At 38.8% G+C, this 20,823-nt stretch carries 20 protein-coding genes; 14 read left to right on the top strand and 6 right to left on the bottom strand.

What is annotated here, in order from left to right:
• The first annotated feature begins 141 nt into the window (after window positions 1–141).
• From MKY65_RS02650 to MKY65_RS02640, 3 genes are all read left to right on the top strand, one after another.
• Window positions 142–1,926, top strand: a complete 1,785-nt coding sequence (locus tag MKY65_RS02650; RefSeq protein WP_339182095.1) for a BlaR1 family beta-lactam sensor/signal transducer — start codon at window positions 142–144, stop codon at window positions 1,924–1,926.
• 16 nt (window positions 1,927–1,942) lie between these two features.
• Window positions 1,943–2,329 carry a penicillinase repressor BlaI gene (gene blaI / locus MKY65_RS02645; RefSeq protein WP_339182093.1) on the top strand — a complete coding sequence of 129 codons (387 nt, stop codon included), beginning with the start codon at window positions 1,943–1,945 and terminating at the stop codon, window positions 2,327–2,329.
• 88 nt (window positions 2,330–2,417) lie between these two features.
• Window positions 2,418–2,948: a GNAT family protein gene (locus tag MKY65_RS02640; RefSeq protein WP_339182090.1), complete on the top strand. Its 531-nt coding sequence runs from the start codon at window positions 2,418–2,420 to the stop codon at window positions 2,946–2,948.
• 132 nt (window positions 2,949–3,080) lie between these two features.
• Here the strand turns inward: MKY65_RS02640 and MKY65_RS02635 are convergent, their stop codons facing one another.
• The gene (locus MKY65_RS02635) at window positions 3,081–3,731 is read right to left on the bottom strand and encodes a FusB/FusC family EF-G-binding protein (RefSeq protein ID WP_339182088.1); all 651 of its coding nucleotides are present in this window, start codon (window positions 3,729–3,731) and stop codon (window positions 3,081–3,083) included.
• 300 nt (window positions 3,732–4,031) lie between these two features.
• On the opposite strand from MKY65_RS02635, the gene MKY65_RS02630 reads away from it, so the two are divergent.
• The 6 genes from MKY65_RS02630 (at window position 4,032) to MKY65_RS02605 (ending at window position 10,416) form a co-directional block, all read left to right on the top strand.
• Complete coding sequence (locus MKY65_RS02630) at window positions 4,032–4,766, top strand: hypothetical protein (RefSeq protein ID WP_339182084.1); 735 nt, start codon at window positions 4,032–4,034, stop codon at window positions 4,764–4,766.
• Between the two features lie 177 nt (window positions 4,767–4,943).
• Window positions 4,944–5,693: a class I SAM-dependent methyltransferase gene (locus MKY65_RS02625; protein WP_339182081.1), complete on the top strand. Its 750-nt coding sequence runs from the start codon at window positions 4,944–4,946 to the stop codon at window positions 5,691–5,693.
• Between the two features lie 116 nt (window positions 5,694–5,809).
• Window positions 5,810–6,289, top strand: a complete 480-nt coding sequence (locus MKY65_RS02620) for a GNAT family N-acetyltransferase (protein ID WP_339185088.1) — start codon at window positions 5,810–5,812, stop codon at window positions 6,287–6,289.
• A 407-nt stretch (window positions 6,290–6,696) separates the two neighbouring features.
• On the top strand, window positions 6,697–7,452 hold the full coding sequence (locus MKY65_RS02615) for a MurR/RpiR family transcriptional regulator (RefSeq protein ID WP_339182079.1): 756 nt from the start codon (window positions 6,697–6,699) through the stop codon (window positions 7,450–7,452).
• Window positions 7,453–7,494: 42 nt separating this feature from the next.
• The gene (locus MKY65_RS02610) at window positions 7,495–9,060 is read left to right on the top strand and encodes an alpha-glucoside-specific PTS transporter subunit IIBC (protein ID WP_339182078.1); all 1,566 of its coding nucleotides are present in this window, start codon (window positions 7,495–7,497) and stop codon (window positions 9,058–9,060) included.
• Window positions 9,061–9,090: 30 nt separating this feature from the next.
• Complete coding sequence (locus MKY65_RS02605) at window positions 9,091–10,416, top strand: maltose-6'-phosphate glucosidase (RefSeq protein ID WP_339182076.1); 1,326 nt, start codon at window positions 9,091–9,093, stop codon at window positions 10,414–10,416.
• 66 nt (window positions 10,417–10,482) lie between these two features.
• On the opposite strand, the gene MKY65_RS02600 is transcribed toward MKY65_RS02605, so the two are convergent.
• Window positions 10,483–11,016, bottom strand: a complete 534-nt coding sequence (locus MKY65_RS02600; RefSeq protein ID WP_339185086.1) for a DUF1572 family protein — start codon at window positions 11,014–11,016, stop codon at window positions 10,483–10,485.
• Window positions 11,017–11,200: 184 nt separating this feature from the next.
• On the opposite strand from MKY65_RS02600, the gene treP reads away from it, so the two are divergent.
• The 3 genes from treP to treR all read left to right on the top strand — a co-directional run bounded on the left by treP (window position 11,201) and on the right by treR (window position 15,124).
• Window positions 11,201–12,634, top strand: a complete 1,434-nt coding sequence (gene treP, locus MKY65_RS02595; protein ID WP_339182073.1) for a PTS system trehalose-specific EIIBC component — start codon at window positions 11,201–11,203, stop codon at window positions 12,632–12,634.
• A gap of 75 nt (window positions 12,635–12,709) precedes the next feature.
• Window positions 12,710–14,395, top strand: coding sequence for an alpha,alpha-phosphotrehalase (treC, locus tag MKY65_RS02590; protein ID WP_339182071.1), 1,686 nt, complete (start codon window positions 12,710–12,712; stop codon window positions 14,393–14,395).
• 15 nt (window positions 14,396–14,410) lie between these two features.
• Window positions 14,411–15,124 carry a trehalose operon repressor gene (gene treR, locus MKY65_RS02585; RefSeq protein ID WP_339182068.1) on the top strand — a complete coding sequence of 238 codons (714 nt, stop codon included), beginning with the start codon at window positions 14,411–14,413 and terminating at the stop codon, window positions 15,122–15,124.
• A gap of 67 nt (window positions 15,125–15,191) precedes the next feature.
• Here treR and MKY65_RS02580 read toward each other — a convergent pair whose 3' ends face one another.
• On the bottom strand, window positions 15,192–15,602 hold the full coding sequence (locus MKY65_RS02580) for a GIY-YIG nuclease family protein (RefSeq protein ID WP_339182066.1): 411 nt from the start codon (window positions 15,600–15,602) through the stop codon (window positions 15,192–15,194).
• A gap of 204 nt (window positions 15,603–15,806) precedes the next feature.
• On the opposite strand from MKY65_RS02580, the gene MKY65_RS02575 reads away from it, so the two are divergent.
• Together MKY65_RS02575 and MKY65_RS02570 are read left to right on the top strand one after the other, a co-directional pair.
• Window positions 15,807–16,679, top strand: coding sequence for an Hsp33 family molecular chaperone HslO (locus MKY65_RS02575; RefSeq protein WP_339182063.1), 873 nt, complete (start codon window positions 15,807–15,809; stop codon window positions 16,677–16,679).
• A 4-nt stretch (window positions 16,680–16,683) separates the two neighbouring features.
• Window positions 16,684–17,406 carry a MerR family transcriptional regulator gene (locus tag MKY65_RS02570; protein ID WP_339182060.1) on the top strand — a complete coding sequence of 241 codons (723 nt, stop codon included), beginning with the start codon at window positions 16,684–16,686 and terminating at the stop codon, window positions 17,404–17,406.
• 434 nt (window positions 17,407–17,840) lie between these two features.
• On the opposite strand, the gene MKY65_RS02565 is transcribed toward MKY65_RS02570, so the two are convergent.
• The 3 genes from MKY65_RS02565 to MKY65_RS02555 all read right to left on the bottom strand — a co-directional run bounded on the left by MKY65_RS02565 (window position 17,841) and on the right by MKY65_RS02555 (window position 20,733).
• Window positions 17,841–18,695 (bottom strand): hypothetical protein, encoded by an 855-nt coding sequence (locus tag MKY65_RS02565; protein ID WP_339182057.1) that lies wholly within the window; start codon window positions 18,693–18,695, stop codon window positions 17,841–17,843.
• A 123-nt stretch (window positions 18,696–18,818) separates the two neighbouring features.
• On the bottom strand, window positions 18,819–19,715 hold the full coding sequence (locus tag MKY65_RS02560; RefSeq protein ID WP_339182055.1) for a superoxide dismutase: 897 nt from the start codon (window positions 19,713–19,715) through the stop codon (window positions 18,819–18,821).
• A 337-nt stretch (window positions 19,716–20,052) separates the two neighbouring features.
• The gene (locus MKY65_RS02555; RefSeq protein ID WP_339182053.1) at window positions 20,053–20,733 is read right to left on the bottom strand and encodes a GntR family transcriptional regulator; all 681 of its coding nucleotides are present in this window, start codon (window positions 20,731–20,733) and stop codon (window positions 20,053–20,055) included.
• Between the last annotated feature and the right edge of the window lie 90 nt (window positions 20,734–20,823).

Here is a 20,823-nt window from a genome sequence, read left to right as displayed (position 1 = left end):
CTAAAATTTAATGTATTACAAATGTAATTCTGGCTGCTCTTATGCAGAAAGAAATATGGATATACTCTTTTTACTGCTAAAATAAATTTCGGTAAATTGTTCCTATATCATTACCGCAAATGAAGAATGGAGACAAATAGCATGTTTATAACAACGCTTCTTACAGGTTTCATCATTTCTTCCATTACAGTCGGATTTATCTTGCTTATGAAAAAGCTATTTCAGAAACAACTATCTGCCAAATGGCAATATAACCTATGGTATTTATTGCTTGCTGCTTTAGTCATTCCATTTATCCCTGCGCACTTTCTTCCTGCCGGCAATCTGTTCAATGCATTTACGAACCCGTCCAGTGAAGAAAGCACCGCTTCAATAAACACTGCAGCGCCCGAAGCCGGAGGGGCCAATACAAATTGGATGCAGGACTTTTCTGTAACTGTAACGCAGACAAATACGGATCTATTCAATGGAATTGCCGGCGGGATCTGGATTGCAGGTGCTCTCGTATTTACCGGGCTTTCCATACATGCATGGTTGAAACTAAAAGGAATAAGAAAATCTATTTCCCGGGTGGAAAATAAAGCTATTCTTGACCTTTTCAAACGAGCGAAGCAGCAATTAAATATCTCAAAAAATATTTCATTAGGAGTTTCCGATGAAGTACATTCCCCGTTGACATTTGGATTGCGTAAAACCTTTGTTGTGCTGCCGGCGAATTTTGAAGAATGGTTATCTGAGGATGATATCAAGCATATTTTCCTGCATGAATTAAACCATTATAAATACAAGGATATCCCTACAAATTATCTGATGGTTTTCTTTCAAATCATCTACTGGTTTAATCCGTTGATTTGGATTGCATTTAAAGAAATGCGTCTCGACCGGGAGATTGCTTGTGATTACGCAGTACTGTTGTCTTTAGATGATAAGAATCATAAAAAATACGGAAATACCATCATTCATTTTATTGATAAATCTTCCAGCCCTCCGTACAATAAGCTGGCAAATCAATTAAATGGCTCTAAAAAACAGATAAAGAAACGGATTGTAGAGATTGCTTCCTTTCAAGCAGACTCTAAATTACAGCGTACCAAAAGCATGGGAATCTTTTTTCTGGTTGGATTGTTTGTAATTACGCAGATTCCGTTTGCTTCTGTAATGGCAAATGACAATAATCGTTATACTTCCTTTAAGTCTGAACAGACAAACGAGGAAGACCTGAGTTCTTATTTCCAAAATTACGAGGGCAGTTTTGTTCTGTACGATATGCAGGAGGATGCGTATCATATCTATAATGAAGATCAGAGCACACTGCGGGTTTCTCCTGATTCTACCTATAAAATCTATAGTGCTTTATTCGGATTAGAAGAAAACATCATCACAACCGAACAAAGCACCATCGAATGGGATGGCTCGGAACAGCCTTATGACCAATGGAATCAAGACCAAAATCTGGAGACCGCTTTAAACCGTTCTGTCAATTGGTATTTCCAAGAGATTGACCAAGAATTAGGAACAGACAGCATTCAATCCTATCTCAGCCGCATTCATTACGGAAACCAGGATATTTCTGACAGAACGAATCCATACTGGCTGGAATCTACTTTGAAAATTTCACCAGTGGAGCAGGTAGAGCTGTTGCAGGCATTCTATACCAATCGCTTTGACTTTCAGGAAGAGCATATCCAAGCTGTCAAAGATGCCCTGCAAATGGAGCAAAAGGACGGCGCTTCTCTCTATGGAAAAACGGGAACAGGTAATGTAAACAGCAAGGATATCAACGGCTGGTTTGTTGGATTTGTTGAAACAGAAACAAACACGTATTTCTTCGCAACAAATATACAGGACGAGGATAACGCCTCTGGAAGTATAGCAACAGAAATAACCTTAGCGATTTTAAAAGATAAACAAATTTATGAGGAATAAAACCGGGGTGAGAAACATGACGGAGAAGGTACCAAATATTTCTGAAGCAGAATGGGAAGTTATGAATACCCTGTGGGAAAAATCACCGCAAACAGCAAATGATGTGATTACTTCCCTGCAGGGGCAAAAAGATTGGAAGGCGAAAACCGTACGCACATTGCTAGATCGGTTAGTGCAGAAAGGCGTTGCCGGTGTAAATAAAGAACAGCGGATCTACACCTTTTACCCCCTTTATTCACAGGATGAGTGCCAGCGTGCCGAAGCGGAATCCTTTATCAAGCGAATCTATGGCGGCACGGTAAAATCCATGCTTGTACAGTTTATTGAAGAAGATTCTTTGTCTGAAGAAGAAATTGAAGAATTAAAATCGATTTTGGATGAAAAACCGAAAAAGAAAAAGTAAATGAACCAGAAAACCTTGAAGGGACTGAATGATGCGCAGATAACCATATTTCACAAAAAAATCCATTTGAATATTGGAGGTAAACGTATTGCAGGAAGAATTATTTACGAAAAGACTATGCTTGCGGAAAATGCTGTCAGCGGATGCCTCTGCATTATTTGCCATATGGTCCGACCCGGCAGTAGCAGCATTCATGAATATTTCTGCCTTCACTCATGAATCGCAGGCTATAGAAATGATTAACACATTGAATGAATTAGCTGAAACCAATCAAGCCATCCGCTACAGTGTGATTGACTTGAATTCAGAGGAAATTATCGGCAGCTGCGGCTTCAATGCTATCAACCTTGAAAATGCCCGGGTTGAGATTGGCTATGATATTGCGAAAGCGCATTGGGGAAATGGATATGCTCCTGAGTCAATCCAGGTACTGATCCATGAAGCTTTTGAGAATTTGGGAATAAATCGGATCGAAGCGAAAGTGGAGCCTGCAAATGTGAATTCGGTGAAAGTCCTGAAAAAACTGGGATTCAGCTTTGAAGGAACATTACGGCAGTATGAAAAGGTAAATAAAGGTTTTGTTGATATTCAAATGTATTCCCTTCTGAAAAGTGATTAATCGAATTGAAGCCGTTCTAGATCTGTTACAGGATCTGGAGCAGCTTTTCTTTAGCGTTTTCATTCTAAAAAAGACAGATAAAGAAAGTACGCACCTTCTTTATCTGTCTGCTTTTAATTGCTTACATAAAAGTTACTTAGTGACTCTGTCAAAGAATGTTCTTACCTTCTCTATATCCGTTACTTGCTGATTGCATAATTGACTGTCAGCGCAGATATAATTATAGTGTTTGGTAAATGTTCCGGGAACCTCTCCTTTTACGGAAGTGGTTAAACGGACAACATCTGAGTGCTGATTGCAAAGAGCACAAATTCCTTTCGTTGAAGGGTGTGTAAAAGTACCCTTAAGTGCTTTAAACCCACTATCTTGCTCTATCACCATATATCTGCGTAATTTCCCGGGATCATCCCAGGCTAAATAAGAAATTTGCTGAAAATCCATCTCCTCAAGGGTTGGAAGCTTCAACTTTTTCTCCTTTTTAAATAAGCTTTTTAATTTACTTGCTTCTACTGCTTTAAATGGAACAATATAGGATGTTAGCTGTTCTAAAAAGGCTTCTCTCTCTGCTCGGTCTTTTATATCTATCAACGGTTGGATTACTTTTTCTTCTTCTTCAGACCATGTAAAGGAATCTATGACATCAGCTTTTACAATTCCGCGTACTGCCAGAATGACATTTTTATCCTTTGTTGTGGTTAAGGCTCGTAAAATTTTATCTGCCTGCTGCTCTATAAAACGATAATTCGCTACTGTTAAAAACGGCTCAATTATTTGTTTTTCCATTTGAACTCACTCCATTATATTAGGCTATTTGTTAAAACTTACGGCCTAAAGAGATCATTCATTATTTGTTCCGGCTTACTATATTCAGACCTCTCAGACCAGAAAAGTGCCTAGTCTAGAGTAAGCATTATCAAAGAATGCTTCCATGTCGATTCCTCCTTAAAAAGAAAGCTACAGCCAGTATATCACTTTTTCAACGTAACGTTTTACTATTTGTCTATTTGTCAAAAGCAATCTTGAACTTCAGGATTCATTTTAAAAAAATAAGGGAAATATATACATTAGAAGGAGTGATACAGCATGAGACTGAAAAAATCATATTTTGCAGCACCAGGCATGACACTCTTACTTATCCTGGGGGCATGTCAGGGCGCTTCACAGGCAGAAACAGATACCTCACAGCAGGAATCGGATGAAGAAACTGTTTCTGAGACGGATAGTACGAAAGACAATGACGCAGAATCCACAGAAAATACGCAGGAAGGTGAAGCTGCGAAATCAGAAGATAACGCTAACGAAGAACAAGAGACAGAATCCGCTGATGCAAATAACACAGATACAGTTAATGCGGAAGTAAACACAGACAGCAAAGAAGCTTCTAAAAATAATATAAAAGAAACCGATTATTCCAGTGAACAGGAAGCAGTTAACGCAATTGAAAACTATGAAGAAGTAGAACAGACAAATATAGATCTTGGTCATGGCGTCGAAGCTCTTGCAGAAGGAGCTGCCGGCCATAACTATGTTTCATGGAATGAAGGGAAATGGTTGATTCGGGTAAATGCTCCAACTGATCCTGAATTTGCAACCGGAAAATACGAAGACGGCGAAGAACTTGCCCGGACTGTCGTAGATTATTTGGAAACCAATTATCTTCCTGCGCCTGATGAGCGTGGAGTAATTGAAATTGACGATTTTGACGAACATCCCGGAACCGTTATCCGCTGGCAGCAAGGAAGCACCGTTTATGAAATTGATGAGAGCACCGACAATCCAATAGATGCATTGCAAATAGCGGTTGAAAGCGCGTCTTAATACAGAATGGCTTGCCTTTATTATATAGGGCAAGCTTTTTTCGAATAACATTATTAGCAATACTTATGCCTTTTTATCCGTTTTTAGATTATTCCTTCATTTTATTATAGAATGGTAATATATGCTTCACGAATGCTGCAGTTTGAAATAAGAATATGACAGAATCGAGGGATAGATATGTTCAAAGAGTACGGGGAACTAAGTACAAAATTATATGAAGTTACCAAACCAGTTGGACATTCATTGAACGGCGACATGGAATATTATCTTGAGAAAGTAAAAAATAGACAGGGTTCGGTACTGGAGGCCGGTGTTGGTACAGGCAGAATGCTAATCCCCCTTTTAAAAGAAGGAATAGCTATAGACGGCGTAGATATCTCACTAGAGATGCTGACGCAGTGCAAAACCAATATGCAAAAATATCAAGTGAACACCAATTTATTTAATCAAGATTTGATACAGCTTGATTTAGAACAGAAGTATAGCACCATCATTATGCCTTCAGGGAGTTTTTGTCTGCTTTCCAGAAACCAAATCGATACCTTCCTTCAAAGAATCTATCATCATCTGGAGGAAGACGGACAATTTATTTTTGATACCTTATTGCCAACCGACTTTCAAACGGGTGATATGGAAATAAGCAATTATCCTATAACAGAAGATTCAGGGATATTATTTACAAGCACAAGTAAAAACATCGACTGGCTGGAGCAAAAAGTTTCCTATATACATAAATATGAGCTGCTGCATAAAGGTGCTGTAGAGAAAACCGAAATCTCCCATTTCATTCTTTACTGGTATGGATTGAGGGAATTAGAAGGGTTATTAAAACATATCGGATTCAGCTTCATTGATTATGATATTGGTTATGGTCAGGAAAATGACCCTTCTCTCATAACCTTTCGTGCGAATAAAGAACACCCTTAAAGGAGTGAGTTTATCTTGGAGATTCAAACGGAACGAATGGTTTTACGGCAATTCACTTCATCTGACAAGGATATTCAAGCAATTTATGACATACTCAGCGATGAGGAAGTAAATCAATATTTACCCCTTTTCCTCTACGAAATAAACAAGAAGCGGAAAACTATTATACTGACAGAATCCACCCTTTGTATGAAAATAATTCAGGCTACTATTTTGCGATTTGTTTAAAAGAAGATAATCAGCCGATTGGTTATGTAACTGTCAATTTGGAAGAAGGGCATGATTTTGGCTATGCATTAAAAAAAGAATTCTGGGGAAATGGCATTGTGACAGAAGCTGGTCTTGCTGTCATTTCAGAGATGAAACGTATGGGAATCAAGTATATTACAGCGACGCATGATATCCATAACATAGCCAGCGGGAGAGTTATGCAGAAGCTCGGGATGACTTATCAATATTCCTATCAAGAACAATGGCAGCCAAAGGATATTCTCGTTAATTTCCGGATGTATCAGCTTAATTTGGATGATAAGAAAAATCGTGTATTTAAAAAATATTGGAATATGTACGCTGAACATTTTATAGAAGATATCTAATATAAACAAAATATTACTCGGAATATAATGAAGCTCTCTGTGGAGATAACCTCCTGGAGCTTCTTTTTATTTCCTTCAAAAAAGCTGCAGTCTGTTCTCTCCACCATAATCTTTTCAAACAGCTGCTCTAAAAAAGTATTTCTCATCCTTCCTAAAATCACAGCTTCATATAAATGCTTTTTTCATTGGGACATGTCCCGGAAAATGAACGCATGTGTCAGCATGAGTAAAAGCATCCATAATCGCTTCCATCTATTGTTGTTCTTGAAAACAGCATTTAAAATTAAAATCATATGAAATCCCTTCCATCGCCGGCAGGAAAAAATTTATGGATAGTGAGGTGATTGCTTTTATACAGATTTGTAAATTATACTCCTTGTAAAGGAAGACTTACAGGAGTGATAAAGATGGATTTAATAGAAGAAGCAGTAAATCAATATTACGAAACGTTTAATGCCACAGATAAGTCGATAGCTTCCTATATTCTGAAGCATCGTGAAGCTGTGGAGAAGATGACCATCAGGGAATTAGCAGATGCGTGTCATTCGTCAAAATCAACGATATCCAGATTTATTAAGAAAATTGGATTCGCGGGCTTCAGTGAAATGAAATATGCAATAAAATGGCAGGAGAAAAAGGAGACACCGGAAAAATCGTATAAAAAAAGTCTCATCACTGATATACAAATGAATATTGAGCAGCTGCAGCATTGGGACTTTGAAGAAATATGTGAAGCCATTGAATCATCCGAGCGTTTATTTGTATACGGAACAGGAACAGAACAGAAATTGTGTGCAAATGAACTGAAAAGATATTTTTGGGTACTCAATAAATATGTCCATGTGATTGATGACGAAATGGATTTTTATGTATTAATGGACGATTTAACTGAAAACGATTTAATTATTATTATTTCACTTTCAGGCAATACGCCTTCCATGCTTCCTTTTGCACAGCGAATTGCTGCTAAAAAGATTCCATTGATGTCAATTACGGATTTAAAGAATAACAAGCTTGCTCAGTTAACTGATTTAAGAATGTATGCGTTTGCTCACCCGCAAAAAAGCCATCTCGCTTTAGAAATTACAACATTTTCTACTTTTTTCGTTATGGTTGAGGCGCTGTTTCGATCATATTTAGATTACTTGGAACAGAAAAAGTAACGACTTTTATCTGTTACTATTTTAGGTCAGGGGGAAATACAAATGATGCAGAAATTCCAACGGTTTGGAAGCGCTATGTTTGTTCCGGTTTTATTTTTCGCATTTTCAGGGATTGTCATAGGCTTTTCCACACTTTTTAATGACCCTCTTATCATGGGCAGCCTTGCAGAAGAAGGCACCGCATGGTCTAAGATTTGGTTCATTATTGAAGAAGGAGCCTGGACCGTATTTAATCAAATGCCCCTCATTTTTGCAATGGGCATTCCGGTAGCATTGGCTGCCAAAGCAAATGGCAGAGCGTTAATGGAAACAATTATCATTTTTCTCACCTTTAATTATTTCATCAATGCGATGTTAACAAGCTTTCCAGGTTTTTTTAATGTTGATTTCAGCCAAGATCCAGGCGGTGTCAGCGGCTTAGCCGAGATTGCAGGGATTAAAACATTAGATACCAGTATTCTTGGAGCAATTATTATATCCGCTATTGCGGTATATTTGCACAATAAATACTATGATACGAAACTTCCAGACTATCTTGGTATTTTCCAAGGGTCTGCATTTGTAGTAATTATCGGTTTCTTCGCCATGCTGCCTGTTGCTTTCTTAACTGCTTGGTTATGGCCTTATATCCAAATGGGGATTGCATCCCTGCAAGGATTTCTGGCTAACGCGGGGAATTTCGGTGTCTGGCTCTATATCTTTTTAGAAAAGATTTTGCTTCCGACAGGGTTACACCATTTTATTTACGGACCTTTTCAGTTTGGCCCAGCCATTATTGACGGTGGAACTTATGCCAACTGGGCAGCAAATATGGGTGATTTCGCTCAATCTACTGCTTCCTTGAAAGAATTATTCCCAGAAGGCGGATTCGCGATGCAGGGCAACTCCAATATATTTGGTTTACCAGCTGCTGCTTTAGCTATCTATGTAACAGCGCAAAAAGGAAAAAGAAAAGTAGTCGCCGGCCTATTAATACCCGCAACGATAACTGCTGTATTGGCAGGGATTACGGAGCCGCTTGAGTTCACGTATATTTTTGTTGCACCATTGCTATTTGCTGTAAAAGCTGTTCTGGATGCTTTTCTGGCTACAACGATGTATATATTTGGTGTCACTGGAAATTTTGGCGGCGGACTGCTGGAATTCATGTCCATGAACTGGATACCTTTATTTAGCAATCACTGGATGACCTATTTAATCCAAATCGCCATTGGTATCGTCTTCTTCTTTATCTACTTTTTTGTATTCCGTTTTATGATTTTGAAATTAAATATTAAAACACCAGGACGTACTGATGAAGAAGTCAAACTTTATGGAAAAGAAGACTATAAAGAGAAGAAAACCGCAGAATCTACAGAAAAGAATCTGGCTGGTGAATATGTAGACCTTCTCGGCGGACCAGAAAATATTGAGCATGTTACAAATTGCGCTACCCGGTTAAGGGTGCTCGTCACGGATCCTGAAAAAATAGCTTCTGATGAGCATTTTAGAAGCCTCGGGGCATCAGGCGTCGTTAAAAATGGCAATGCCATTCAAGTAATCATCGGATTATCTGTGCAGAATCTCAAAGAGGATGTAGATAATTATCTCGGAAAAGAAACAGAATAAAAGTTTAGTCATGTACTGGAGGAATAAAGAATGAAGGATAATTTAATCATAACCATTGCTGGCGGCGGGAGTACCTACACACCAGGTATCGTCTCCGCACTATTAAGTAATAGCAGTAAATTTCCTATTACAGAAATGCGGTTATATGATATCAATCCAAAAAGAAATGAAGATATGAAGTTAATCATCAATCAGTTATTAATTGATAAGGACAGACAAGATATGAAGCTGGTTGTAACAGAAAACCCGGAAGAAGCATTCACAAATGTGGACTTTGTTTTCTCCCAAATTCGTGTTGGCGGTCTTGCTATGCGAGAGCAGGATGAGAAAATTCCGTTAAAATACGACCTGGTAGGCCAGGAAACATGCGGACTGGGCGGTTTTGCATACGGGTTACGCTCCATTGGCGGAATATTAGAGATTGTAGGCTATGTACAGCAATACGCTCCAGACGCCTGGATTCTTAACTACACAAACCCGGAATCTATCATTTCCGAAGCAATACGGAGAAAATATCCTGATGCCAATATGATAAATGTGTGTGATATGACTATATCTCTGGAAGAGACCATTGCATCTAACTTTGGGTACAACAGGAAAAACTGGATACCAACTTACTATGGTCTAAATCATTACGGCTGGTATAGCAAAATTTATGATACCTCGTTAAAACGGGATGTTATGCCTGAAATTATTGACAAGCTGCGTCAAGTCAATATGGACGTTGCCGAATTTAATGAAGGAGATCGATATTGGGCGAAGACGTATCAACTGATGTCTGCCATGGTGAAATACTTCCCTGAGGCACTGCCTAATAATTATTTAGAATATTACTGGTTCCCCGATATTATGGTTGAAAATGAAGATAAAAACTTCACCAGAGCTAATATGGTGATGGAGGGCCGTGAAGCAAATACACGTAAAATGGCAGAACAAATCAGAAATGGAGAAACAGAAGATATTCTGCATTTCAACTTTGGTGAACATGGTAACTATATTGTAGATATAGCTGTGGCGATATTAAATGATGAACCGAAACGTTTTATGGTTATTACGCCTAATAAAGGGTCAATTCCAAATTTAAGAGACGATGCAGTTGTAGAGGTCCCTGCCTATATCGGCGCCACTGGTGTAGAACAGCTTGCTTTACATCCTATCAATGATTTTCATAAAGGAATGATGGAAGCACAGGTTGCAGCAGAAAAACTGCTTGTAGATGCATTTTTTGAGAATTCCTATGACAAAGCCTTACAAGCATTTACCTTAAATCAAACCGTACCGTCTGCGCGAGCAGCTAAACAAGTCCTTGATGATATGTTGATTGCGAATAAAGATTATTGGCCGGAACTCCGGTAATTCAAAATATAGTGTTCCCTCTATAAAAAGCTTTTGGGTGGCAAGAAGAAGCCGCCCAAAAGCTTTTTATTTATATTTTCTCCGCATTTCTTCTAAATACACTTCCGATTTCCCTCTAGGAATACTCAGTGTTTCCCAGTCCTCCCCTTTTACTTGTTTACCTATATATACAATCTGTCCAACATGATAAGCATAATGAGCCAGTTGTCTTTCAACCGCATCTATTACTGTGTGTTCTTCACTCCGAATCAGAATAGTCTTTAATAAATCATCACCGCTTACTTCATGCAATGCTTGAAAGAGGACTTTCCAGCCGTTATCCCAGGTGTTTCTTAATTCCTGCAAAGAATATATTGTCTCTTCAAATTCCTGGTCACGGTCTCTGGTTGGCTTCTCACCGTCTGATGTTAAAAAATTGGTCCATCTTGATACCATATTTCCATGCAAATGCTTTACAATCACAGCAATACTGTTGGATGCTTCATTCAAACTCCAATGAATATGCTCTTCCGCCAATTGATTGATCGTTTTATCGCCAAGTTCCTTCACACTCTGAAGCCTTTTGCGTACGACATGCAGATATTCCTCCTCCATCCCCATCATCATGTACCCCTCCTATTTAAATCCATTTTAATTACCCTCTCTGTTATCCTGCCTTCAATATACAAGATTCACAAAATGATAACAATTTATCTTTCAACTTCTTATTGACAAACTTGTATATACAAGTTAAACTGTAAGCGATAACACTTGTATATACAAGATACAAAGAGGAGGTAAGACATTGAGTAAATTTACTGGCGATGCAAAGAAGCTGCTGGAAAAAGTCGGTGGAAGTGAAAACATATCTGTGGTCACACACTGTGCTACCAGGATGCGATTTGTTTTAAATGACCCGGAAAAAGCAGATGTCGAAGCTATAGAAGATATTGATATGGTAAAAGGAACCTTTACACAGGCTGGACAATTCCAAGTAATTATCGGAAATGAAGTTGCTTCCTTTTATAATGAATTTACAAAAATTTCTGGGGTTGGTGACACTTCTAAAGAAGATGTCAAAGAAGCTGCAAAGCAAAATATGAATATCATGCAGCGGCTAGTATCTCATTTAGCAGATATATTCACGCCGATTATTCCCGCATTGGTTGTCGGAGGACTGATTCTAGGTTTCCGAAATGTCATCGGTGATATTGAGATGCTGAATAATGGAACGTTGACCTTGGCTGATTCCTCCCAATTTTGGGCAGGTTTATATGATTTTCTCTGGCTGATTGCTGAAGCGATATTTCATTTTCTCCCTGTTGCTCTTACTTGGTCTATCTCCAGAAAGATGGGAACGACACAAGTACTCGGAATTATTTTAGGTCTTACATTAATTTCTCCACAGCTTTTAAATGCCTATAGTGTGGTTGAAACATCCGAAATACCGGTTTGGGATTTTGGCTTCTTCCAAATTGAAATGATTGGTTATCAAGCCCAAGTTATCCCGGCCATTTTAGCAGGTTTTGTATTAGCCTATTTAGAAATTGGCTTGCGAAAAATTATCCCGCAGGTTGTATCCATGATTTTTGTACCTTTCTTTGCATTACTGCCAACAGTAATCATTGCCCACGTGATATTAGGCCCTATCGGCTGGACAATCGGTACATGGATTTCAAATATTGTATATGACGGATTAACTTCTGCAGTCGGCTGGTTATTTGCAGCGGTATTTGGATTTGCCTACGCACCGCTTGTTATTACTGGACTGCACCATATGACAAATGCCATTGACTTACAGTTGATGAGTGAATTCGGGGGAACAAACCTCTGGCCGATGATTGCCTTATCAAACATTGCCCAAGGTTCTGCCGTTGTCGCAATGATTTATCTTAACCGAAAAGATAAGAAAGAACAGCAAGTAACTATCCCGGCAGCAATCTCCTGTTATCTCGGAGTTACTGAACCGGCATTGTTCGGTGTTAACTTACGATACCTGTTCCCGCTTTTCGCTGGTATGGCAGGATCTGCCGTTGCAGCAGTGATTTCGGTCGGCTCAGGTGTCATGGCTAACTCCATTGGTGTCGGCGGGATACCAGGAATCTTATCTATCCAGGTACCGCATATGCTGATGTTCGCTGTCGCAATGGTCGCAGCAATTGTTATTCCATTCATCTTAACAGTGATTTTATCCAAAACAAAAATGGGTGTAGACGCGTATAAGCGTTTAGGAAAATAAGAATAGGAGGGAGCCTCTCCCTCCTTCATGCATATAGAAAACAGTTGAAACTCAGTTACATTTAGGAGGTTGATTATGCAAGAAAAATGGTGGCAAAAATCCGTCGTTTATCAAATTTATCCAAAAAGCTTTAACGATACGACAGGCAACGGAATGGGCGACATTAACGGAATTACAGAAAAACTCGATTATTTAAAAGAACTGGGGGTTGATGTGATTTGGCTTACCCCTATTTATCTATCTCCACAAAAAGATAATGGATACGATATCTCTGATTATTATGCAATCCAACCAGACTTTGGAACCATGGAAGACTTTGAAACGATGATGGAAAAAGCACATCGTCTTGGCTTAAAAGTAATTATGGATATCGTTGTAAACCATACATCCACCAGCCATAAATGGTTCCAGGAATCCAGAAAATCGACAGATAACCCTTATCGTAACTATTATATTTGGAAGGATGGCAAGCTTGGAGAGCTGCCGACAAACTGGGAGTCCAAATTCGGCGGCAACACATGGGAATATGATGAAACAACCGGCTCTTATTATCTGCATCTCTTCGATGTTACTCAGGCGGATCTCAATTGGGAAAATGAAAAAGTCCGGGATGATGTCTATCAAATGATGAATTTTTGGCTGGATAAAGGCGTAGATGGCTTTCGTTTAGACGTTATCAACTTAATTTCTAAAGACCAGCGTTTTCCAGACGATGATGGCATTGTACCACCTGGAGACGGACGTAAATTTTACACAGACGGACCGCGGGTACATGAATTTCTTCATGAAATGAATCAGGAAGTTTTTAAAGGACGTAAAACCCTTACTGTTGGGGAAATGTCCTCTACCTCCATGGAGGATTGTATCAAGTATACAAATCCAGAACGCGAGGAACTGGATATGACATTCAACTTCCATCATTTAAAGGTCGATTATCCAAACGGGGATAAATGGACAAAAGCACCATTTGATTTTCTTTATCTCAAGCAGCTGTTATCTGACTGGCAGACCGGGATGCAAGAAGGCGGCGGCTGGAATGCACTATTCTGGTGTAATCACGACCAGCCGCGAATCGTGTCCCGCTTTGGAGACGATACAGTCTATCATAAGGAATCTGCCAAAATGCTGGCAACAAGTCTTCACTTGATGCAGGGTACACCTTATATTTATCAGGGAGAAGAAATCGGCATGACCAACCCTGGCTTTGAAGATATTTCCCAATACCGGGATGTCGAATCACTGAATATGTACAAAATAAAAAAAGCTGAGGGCTTATCCAATCAGGAAATTATTGAAATTCTTCAGCAAAAGTCCCGTGATAACTCTCGAACTCCTATGCAATGGAACCACTCAGCCAATGCCGGGTTTACAGAAGGAACTCCTTGGATTGGCCTTCCTGATAATTATCAAGAAATCAATGCAGAAGCTGCAGTGGCTGATAAAACATCTATTTTTTACCATTATCAGAAGCTCATTCAGCTTCGAAAAGACTATCAAGTGATAACAGACGGAAAATATGAGCTGGTTTTACCAGAGGACTTTGCAATTTTTGCGTATATAAGAGAAAATGAGGATACAAAACTATTAGTAGTAAACAATTTTTACGGAAACGAAGCAGAGCTGGATTTACCTGAATCGATTCATCGTGCATTTACAGACAGCGAGATTATCCTGTCTAACTATACCGATTCTCCATCTTTAGCGTCAGATCAGATTTCACTGCGGCCGTATGAGTCTGTTGTTTACTATCTAAAGAAATAACTGGAGTTAATTGCGATGCGAAATAAATATGTCCTTATTTATCAAGAAATGGTCCAAAAAATAGAAAAAGAAACGTTCAAAGCAAATGAATTTCTTCCCTCGGAAAATGAATTAGCCGAGCAGTATCAAACCTCACGGGAAACGATTCGGAAAGCATTAAATTTGCTTGCTCAAAACGGGTATATTCAAAAAATCCGCGGGAAAGGATCCACGGTGATTGAACGGAATAAATTCGACTTTCCTGTATCCGGTTTAGTCAGCTTTAAAGAATTAGCTGATAAAATGGGAGAAAAACCGATTACGACCGTTCATCAATGTGCCAAAGTCAGCGCAAATGATTTTATCCAGAAGCAATTAAAGCTCAAGGATAACCAGGAAGTCTGGGAAATTATCCGGACCCGTTCCTTCTCTGAACAGCGTATTATTTTGGACAAGGATTATTTAATTACAAACACGGTTCCGTACATTTCCAAAGACATTGCTGAAACGTCTATTTATAACTATCTTGAAAATGAGTTAGGACTGATTATCAGCTTTGCAAAAAAAGAAATCATTGTAGAAGAACCAACAGCAGAGGACCGTGAATTATTAGATTTAGAAGGTTTTCATAATATCGTGGTGATTAAAAATTATGTCTATCTAGACGATGCGACATTATTTCAATATACCGAATCCAGACATCGTCCAGATAAGTTTCGCTTCGTGGATTTTGCCCGGAGAGAACATTAAAGACAGGCTGCTGCAGAAATAGAATTGACTGCGGCAGCCTTTTCTATGGCTAACTATTTCGCTGACACTAAAAGTCAATAAAATCAGGCATTTCCTCACTAGAATAAAACAAATGCGCAAAACATCGGCAATCCGATGATCCGAAGCCTTTTACCGGCATTGTTCCTGCATTTTCCCGCATCAACCGCTGAAAAAGCCCGCATTCCCCTTCCGAACCGGGATATGTTTGCACAGCCTCCATTTGTAAATAGGGGCGTAAATAATCTATATGCCAGCGCTTCTTTTTATCCATCTGAAGATGCCTGTCCACTCTCGCACGGATATTCCGTTTTGCACTGCCAGCGTATACATAATACCCTTTTGGAAAATAGAATTGTCCCAGTTTACCGATTGGAATAGCACTCCTATCTTCCGGAAGCCACGCCTTCACTGCATAAAGTGTATCTGTTTCCCGCACAGAATAATGTGTAAGCTTCAACTGTTTTATCACCTCCACAGTAATTTACCACGCTGGTGAAAATACCTGAAATATTTCTTCGCTTCCTCCCCCTGCTAATTCTATTTTAAGATGAACTGTCTTTATTGTAAAAGACCGGACTTCCTTTTTTATTCTCTTTCAAATGAAGCTTGAACCTTACGTGACGTCATGTTTTATCCTGTTATTTAGAAAGGAGTAGATCACATGCCAAATAAAATAATAAGAACCCTTATTTCAGATAAAAGTATCCGTTTATATTTTACGGATAACACAAAAATGCTACAAGAAATCATGGAATTAAGTAAAATAAAAGAGAAGACCTGTTATTTTGCTTTAGCTAAAGCGGTTTCCATTATGAGCCTTCTTTCCGTAACGCTGAAGGATAATCAGCGAATCAGCGCGGTTATTACATTAACGGACAAGAATCATAAAATATATGCAGATACAGATGCAGGAGGAAATATACGCGGCTACGTCAGCCAAGCACTTTTAAAAGTATCCCGGCAGCAGAATTCAAACCAGTCACTTCAGGACCTGATCGGGACAAAAGCTTCCATACGAATGATGAAAGGATTGGAAATGAGCCAATTCACCGGAGTTACAGATATGCCTTATCAAAATATGGACGATGATTTTGCCTATTATTTTAAACAAAGTGAACAGACAGATACCATGATACAAACAAATATTGAATTGGACAGGAATAGCTGTCTTCTTAAAAGTTATGGAATCTATGCGCAGGCCTTGCCTGAAGCTGAGGAAGGAGCATTGGATTTTGTACGGGAGCAATTCGAAGCAGAAAACCTTGCTCCTCTGCTGCTTAACATGAATGACGCCGAGATAGAAAAGGCATTGAATCAGCGCTTTCATCATTCTAAAGTGTTGGAGCATAAACCGATTCAATTTTCCTGCCCCTGCTCGAAGGAAATGTTTTATGGCTTTCTGTATTCCCTGTCTGCAGAAGAATTGCAAAATGCCGTGGAAACAAACACTTCTATTGATACAACATGCCATATTTGCGGCAGAAGCTATGTATTTCAGCCTTCTGAAATACAAACTATTTTACAAACGAGGTGAGCACATGTCAGATTACTGGTCAACCGGACAATTAGCAGCGCTGACAGGACTTTCCATCCGTACACTAAGGTATTATGATCAAATCGGGTTATTTTCTCCTTCTCTCTATACAGAGGCGGGGCATCGGCGCTACACCAGCGAGGATATGCAGATGCTGCTGCAAATTCTCGTGTTGAAAAAAATGCATTTACCATTGGAGGAAATAAAGGAGATTATCCAAACAAACAACGAGAATCTGTTCGATACACTGGATCAACAAATTGACCGGGTTAAAGCTGAAATAGCTGTTCAAGAAAAGCTGCTGAACCAGTTAGAACGTACCAGACAGGAAGCAGCGAACACGAAAACTATTTCTTTCCAAGAGCTGACCTCCCTTTTTGAATTGATTCGATTAAATCGTTCCGACTATTTTACAAATAAACAGCTTGATAAAATGAGAGAACACTATCGCAATACAAGTGATAAAGCATTCAAACAAGGAGAGGAACGCTTTAAAGAACTGCTTGGAGAGTTAAAAGACAAACATGAAAGAGGCGTATCTCCACAGGATAAATCCGTTCAGGGCTTGGCGAAGGAATGGCAAGAATTATTGGATGCTTTTTCAGGCGGAGATAAGGACCTGATAGAGAGCGCTGAAAAGTTTTACGCTGAAAATCCCCAGCCTGCTTTGCATTATGGATTGGACAGTGCGCTGTATAGATATATTCAAGCTGCTTTGGAAGTGTAACAAAAAAATGCAGAACAGGAACTATCTGTATGCTGGAAAAGGCTGATACCAAGAAAAGAAATGACTTGTATCAGCCTTTAATTTCTATGGTTATTAAAATCATTATATTTCTGAGCGCCAAATAAAACACGCATAATTAATACATTTTTATTCTTAATCAAGTAAAAAACGATATAATTCTCAACAATAAGTTTACGATAGCCTCATTCCCTTAATATTTCATCTTTTACCAGTTCACAAGAGAACGGAAATAGGTTCCATCGCTTAATTCCCGATTCTATTTTATTCATTAATTTATTCTTTTTACTTTTACCGAACAAACTATTCCTTAAATGCTCCGGAAAATGAAATACATATTTTCGTACCAAAAAAACGGCTCCTTTGCAACAAAGCCGTTTTTTTCCTTGTTAATATATAGAAGCAAATCATACATCTTATGCTTCATTATCCTCTGTCTCTTCGTCTTCCAATTGCTCTTCCATATGTTCATCAGGGGCTACCTGCTCAACCTCGATTTCGCCATCCAACACATCCTCTAACTGGAAAAAACCTTCATCATAATCAAAGTCTAATGCATAATCCTCTAATTCCATACTTGTTGCAACCTCACCATCATTTGTGCTCATATCCATCTGGACGATGACAAAGGTTTCTGTATCAAAGTAATAGTCGATTTCTTCTTCCCCATCTGTGAACACGAAATGATGCGCATCATATTCATTAACAGCAGTCTCACCTTCATAGGTAATGTCGTGCGTATCCATCATCTCGCGAATCTGCTCTTCTTCCATTTGGATTTCTGCTGGATCCGCTTCCACATCTAACATTTCAATTTCGTAAGCCGTATCATCACCCTCTGTATAATTGATGGACGTTTCACTATCATCAGAGGCACTATATTCTACCGGACCGCCATCTGTCTCTATTTCCGTACGTTCACTGACCGTTCCATCTTCATTATTCATTTGCCATGAGTACATATGCATTGTAGTAGAAGATTCTGTTTCAGCATGCTCTTCTCCTCCCAGTTCTTTCTCCAACTCCTCATCTAAGGACATCTCCATGGTAATCGTTGCTTCTTCATAACGCTGATCAATCCCAGACAAAACATCTAAGGCCCCTTCCAGAAGCTCTTCTTCCTCATTTACCTCTCCTTCTTCTGTCTCCTCTGTTTGATCCGTTTCCGGTGTGCTGCCATTGTCTTCTGCGTCATTTTCACCTGTACCATTACATGCCGCTAATATTAGTAAAAAAGATACCATGACTGCCAAAATATAATGCTTCTTCATACAACTTTTATCCTCCCTCATTTTCCCATCTACAGGAGGATTTCCCTTCAGGAAGCGTGCTAAAACATTCATTTTATAAGAAAATTTAGCATTTGCTTAAATTTAAACATTTTATAAAACCTATTAAAAAGGCTGCCATTTCAATTGTTTTGCCTTATTAAATCGGTTCTCCACTTCCGGCCAATTGACAATATTCCACCAATTATCTACGTAGTCCTCTTTCACATTCTCATATTGCAGATAATAGGCATGCTCCCACACATCAAGGACGAGAAGGGGCACAATATCCCATTGACTTAAGTTTTGATGCTTCTCCGCCTGAAGAATCTCCAGACGTCTTGCCCGCGGAGACCATACTAAAATAGCCCATCCGCCCCCTTCTACATGGTTTGCTGCCTCTGTAAAATGTGCTTTAAACTGGTCATAGCTGCCAAAGGATTGCTCAATTTCATGCAGTAAATCTCCAGTAGGCTCCCCGCCCCCATCCGGGCTCATCACCTTCCAAAATATCGTGTGCAGATAATGTCCTGCACCGTTAAACGCTGCTTCCCGTTCCCAATGCTTAATCAGGTCATAATTATTATCCCAACGCGCCTGCTGCATTTCCAATTCCGCTTTATTTAAACCGTCCACATAGCTTTGATGATGCTTATCATGATGCAGCTCCATAATCCGGCGTTCAATATAAGGCTCTAAAGCATCATAGCTGTATGGAAGCGGCGGAAGCGTATGGCCTCCAATTGGAACAACCCTTTCACGATTTCCTTCAGCTCGCTTTTCCTCCGTGTGCTGTTCTATATACTGGTTAAATATTGTATACAAATGATTTGCTTGGTTGTAAGCCTCCTGTTCTTCTATATCTTGATTATTTGCAAGCTCCTGTTGAAATTGATTGAATTCCTTTTCCCATTCAGCTAATGCATCTCTACGGACGTCCTCTTGAAGAGATTCACTTGCTTCCCGATATGTTTGCGCCATCTCGTTACACCATAATTCTATTGAATGAAGATATTGTGACAATGAAAAAGCCTCCCTCAAATTAGTCGTTAATACTATATGCAGAAGACGGGCGGGCTGATAATTAATAAAATAATATGTAATATAAACATCTAATATGTGTAAGTTAAATTAAGTATTTAATACATTAGTATCTATACTGATTTGAAAAGCAGCAAACAAATTCTTTACGCTCTATAAAGAAGTAAAAATTACAAAAGACATTAAAGAGTTTTATTGTTTAAGAATGTTAATGACTCCATGGCATAACAAAAGCACCTCCTTTAACTTAAATTTCCACAAAAAGAAGGTGCTGGTTTACTTATATATTATTTGAATATTAAGCTGCTTTACTTACTTTTTATAAAGACAGATAAGACAACCCATGTATCGTATTTTTCAAGCTACGTTTAATATGGGCACGCATTGCTGCTTCAGCTGCATGTTCACTTTTAGCTTTCATATGTTTCAATACTTCTTCATGCTCTTCGACTGGTAAAGTACGGGGATATTCAGGGTCCTTATAAACACCTAATCGTCTATACCTAGATACTCGGTTATTTATCTGCTCTAGTAAATTTACTGCCGTTGCATTGTTACTGTACTCACCTAATAAACTATGGAAATCACTTCCATAAGATACTACATCCATTTTACGTTCATTTTCTGCGGAATTTCGCATTAAAAATGTAATGTCTTCAAACTTATTAATGATTCCATCAAAATCATTAGATTGAGCAATATTCAGTGTAGCCTCTCTGGCAATGAGTCCTTCCATTACCTCTCTAACCATAAAAAGTTCTTTTGCTTCTTTCATAGACATTGGAGCAACAGCCATTCTCCCATTAGCTTTTTTTATTATTAGACCTTCCAATTCTAATCGATATAATGCTTGACGCAATGGAGTTCTGCTTATCTCCATTTTTTTAGCTAACGAATCTTCAACTAAACGTCCATTGGGTTCATAAGTGAACTCGATAATATCTTTTTTTATTTGTTCATAAATATAATCAGTTGTTGATAATCTTTTTGTTTTATCCAATATAGATCCATCCTTAATATAGTATTAAGTTAGATGTCACCTAATTAATTCTTTTCTCCATGGGATTTTAGAAATACCTTACATAAAAGA

Origin of the sequence: Oceanobacillus sp. FSL W7-1293 (assembly GCF_037969815.1) — a bacterium.
In the GTDB taxonomy this organism is placed as follows: domain Bacteria; phylum Bacillota; class Bacilli; order Bacillales; family Amphibacillaceae; genus Oceanobacillus; species Oceanobacillus oncorhynchi.
The sequence above is the reverse complement of the archived record's forward strand: the minus strand, read 5'-3'. Positions and strand labels throughout refer to the sequence as shown.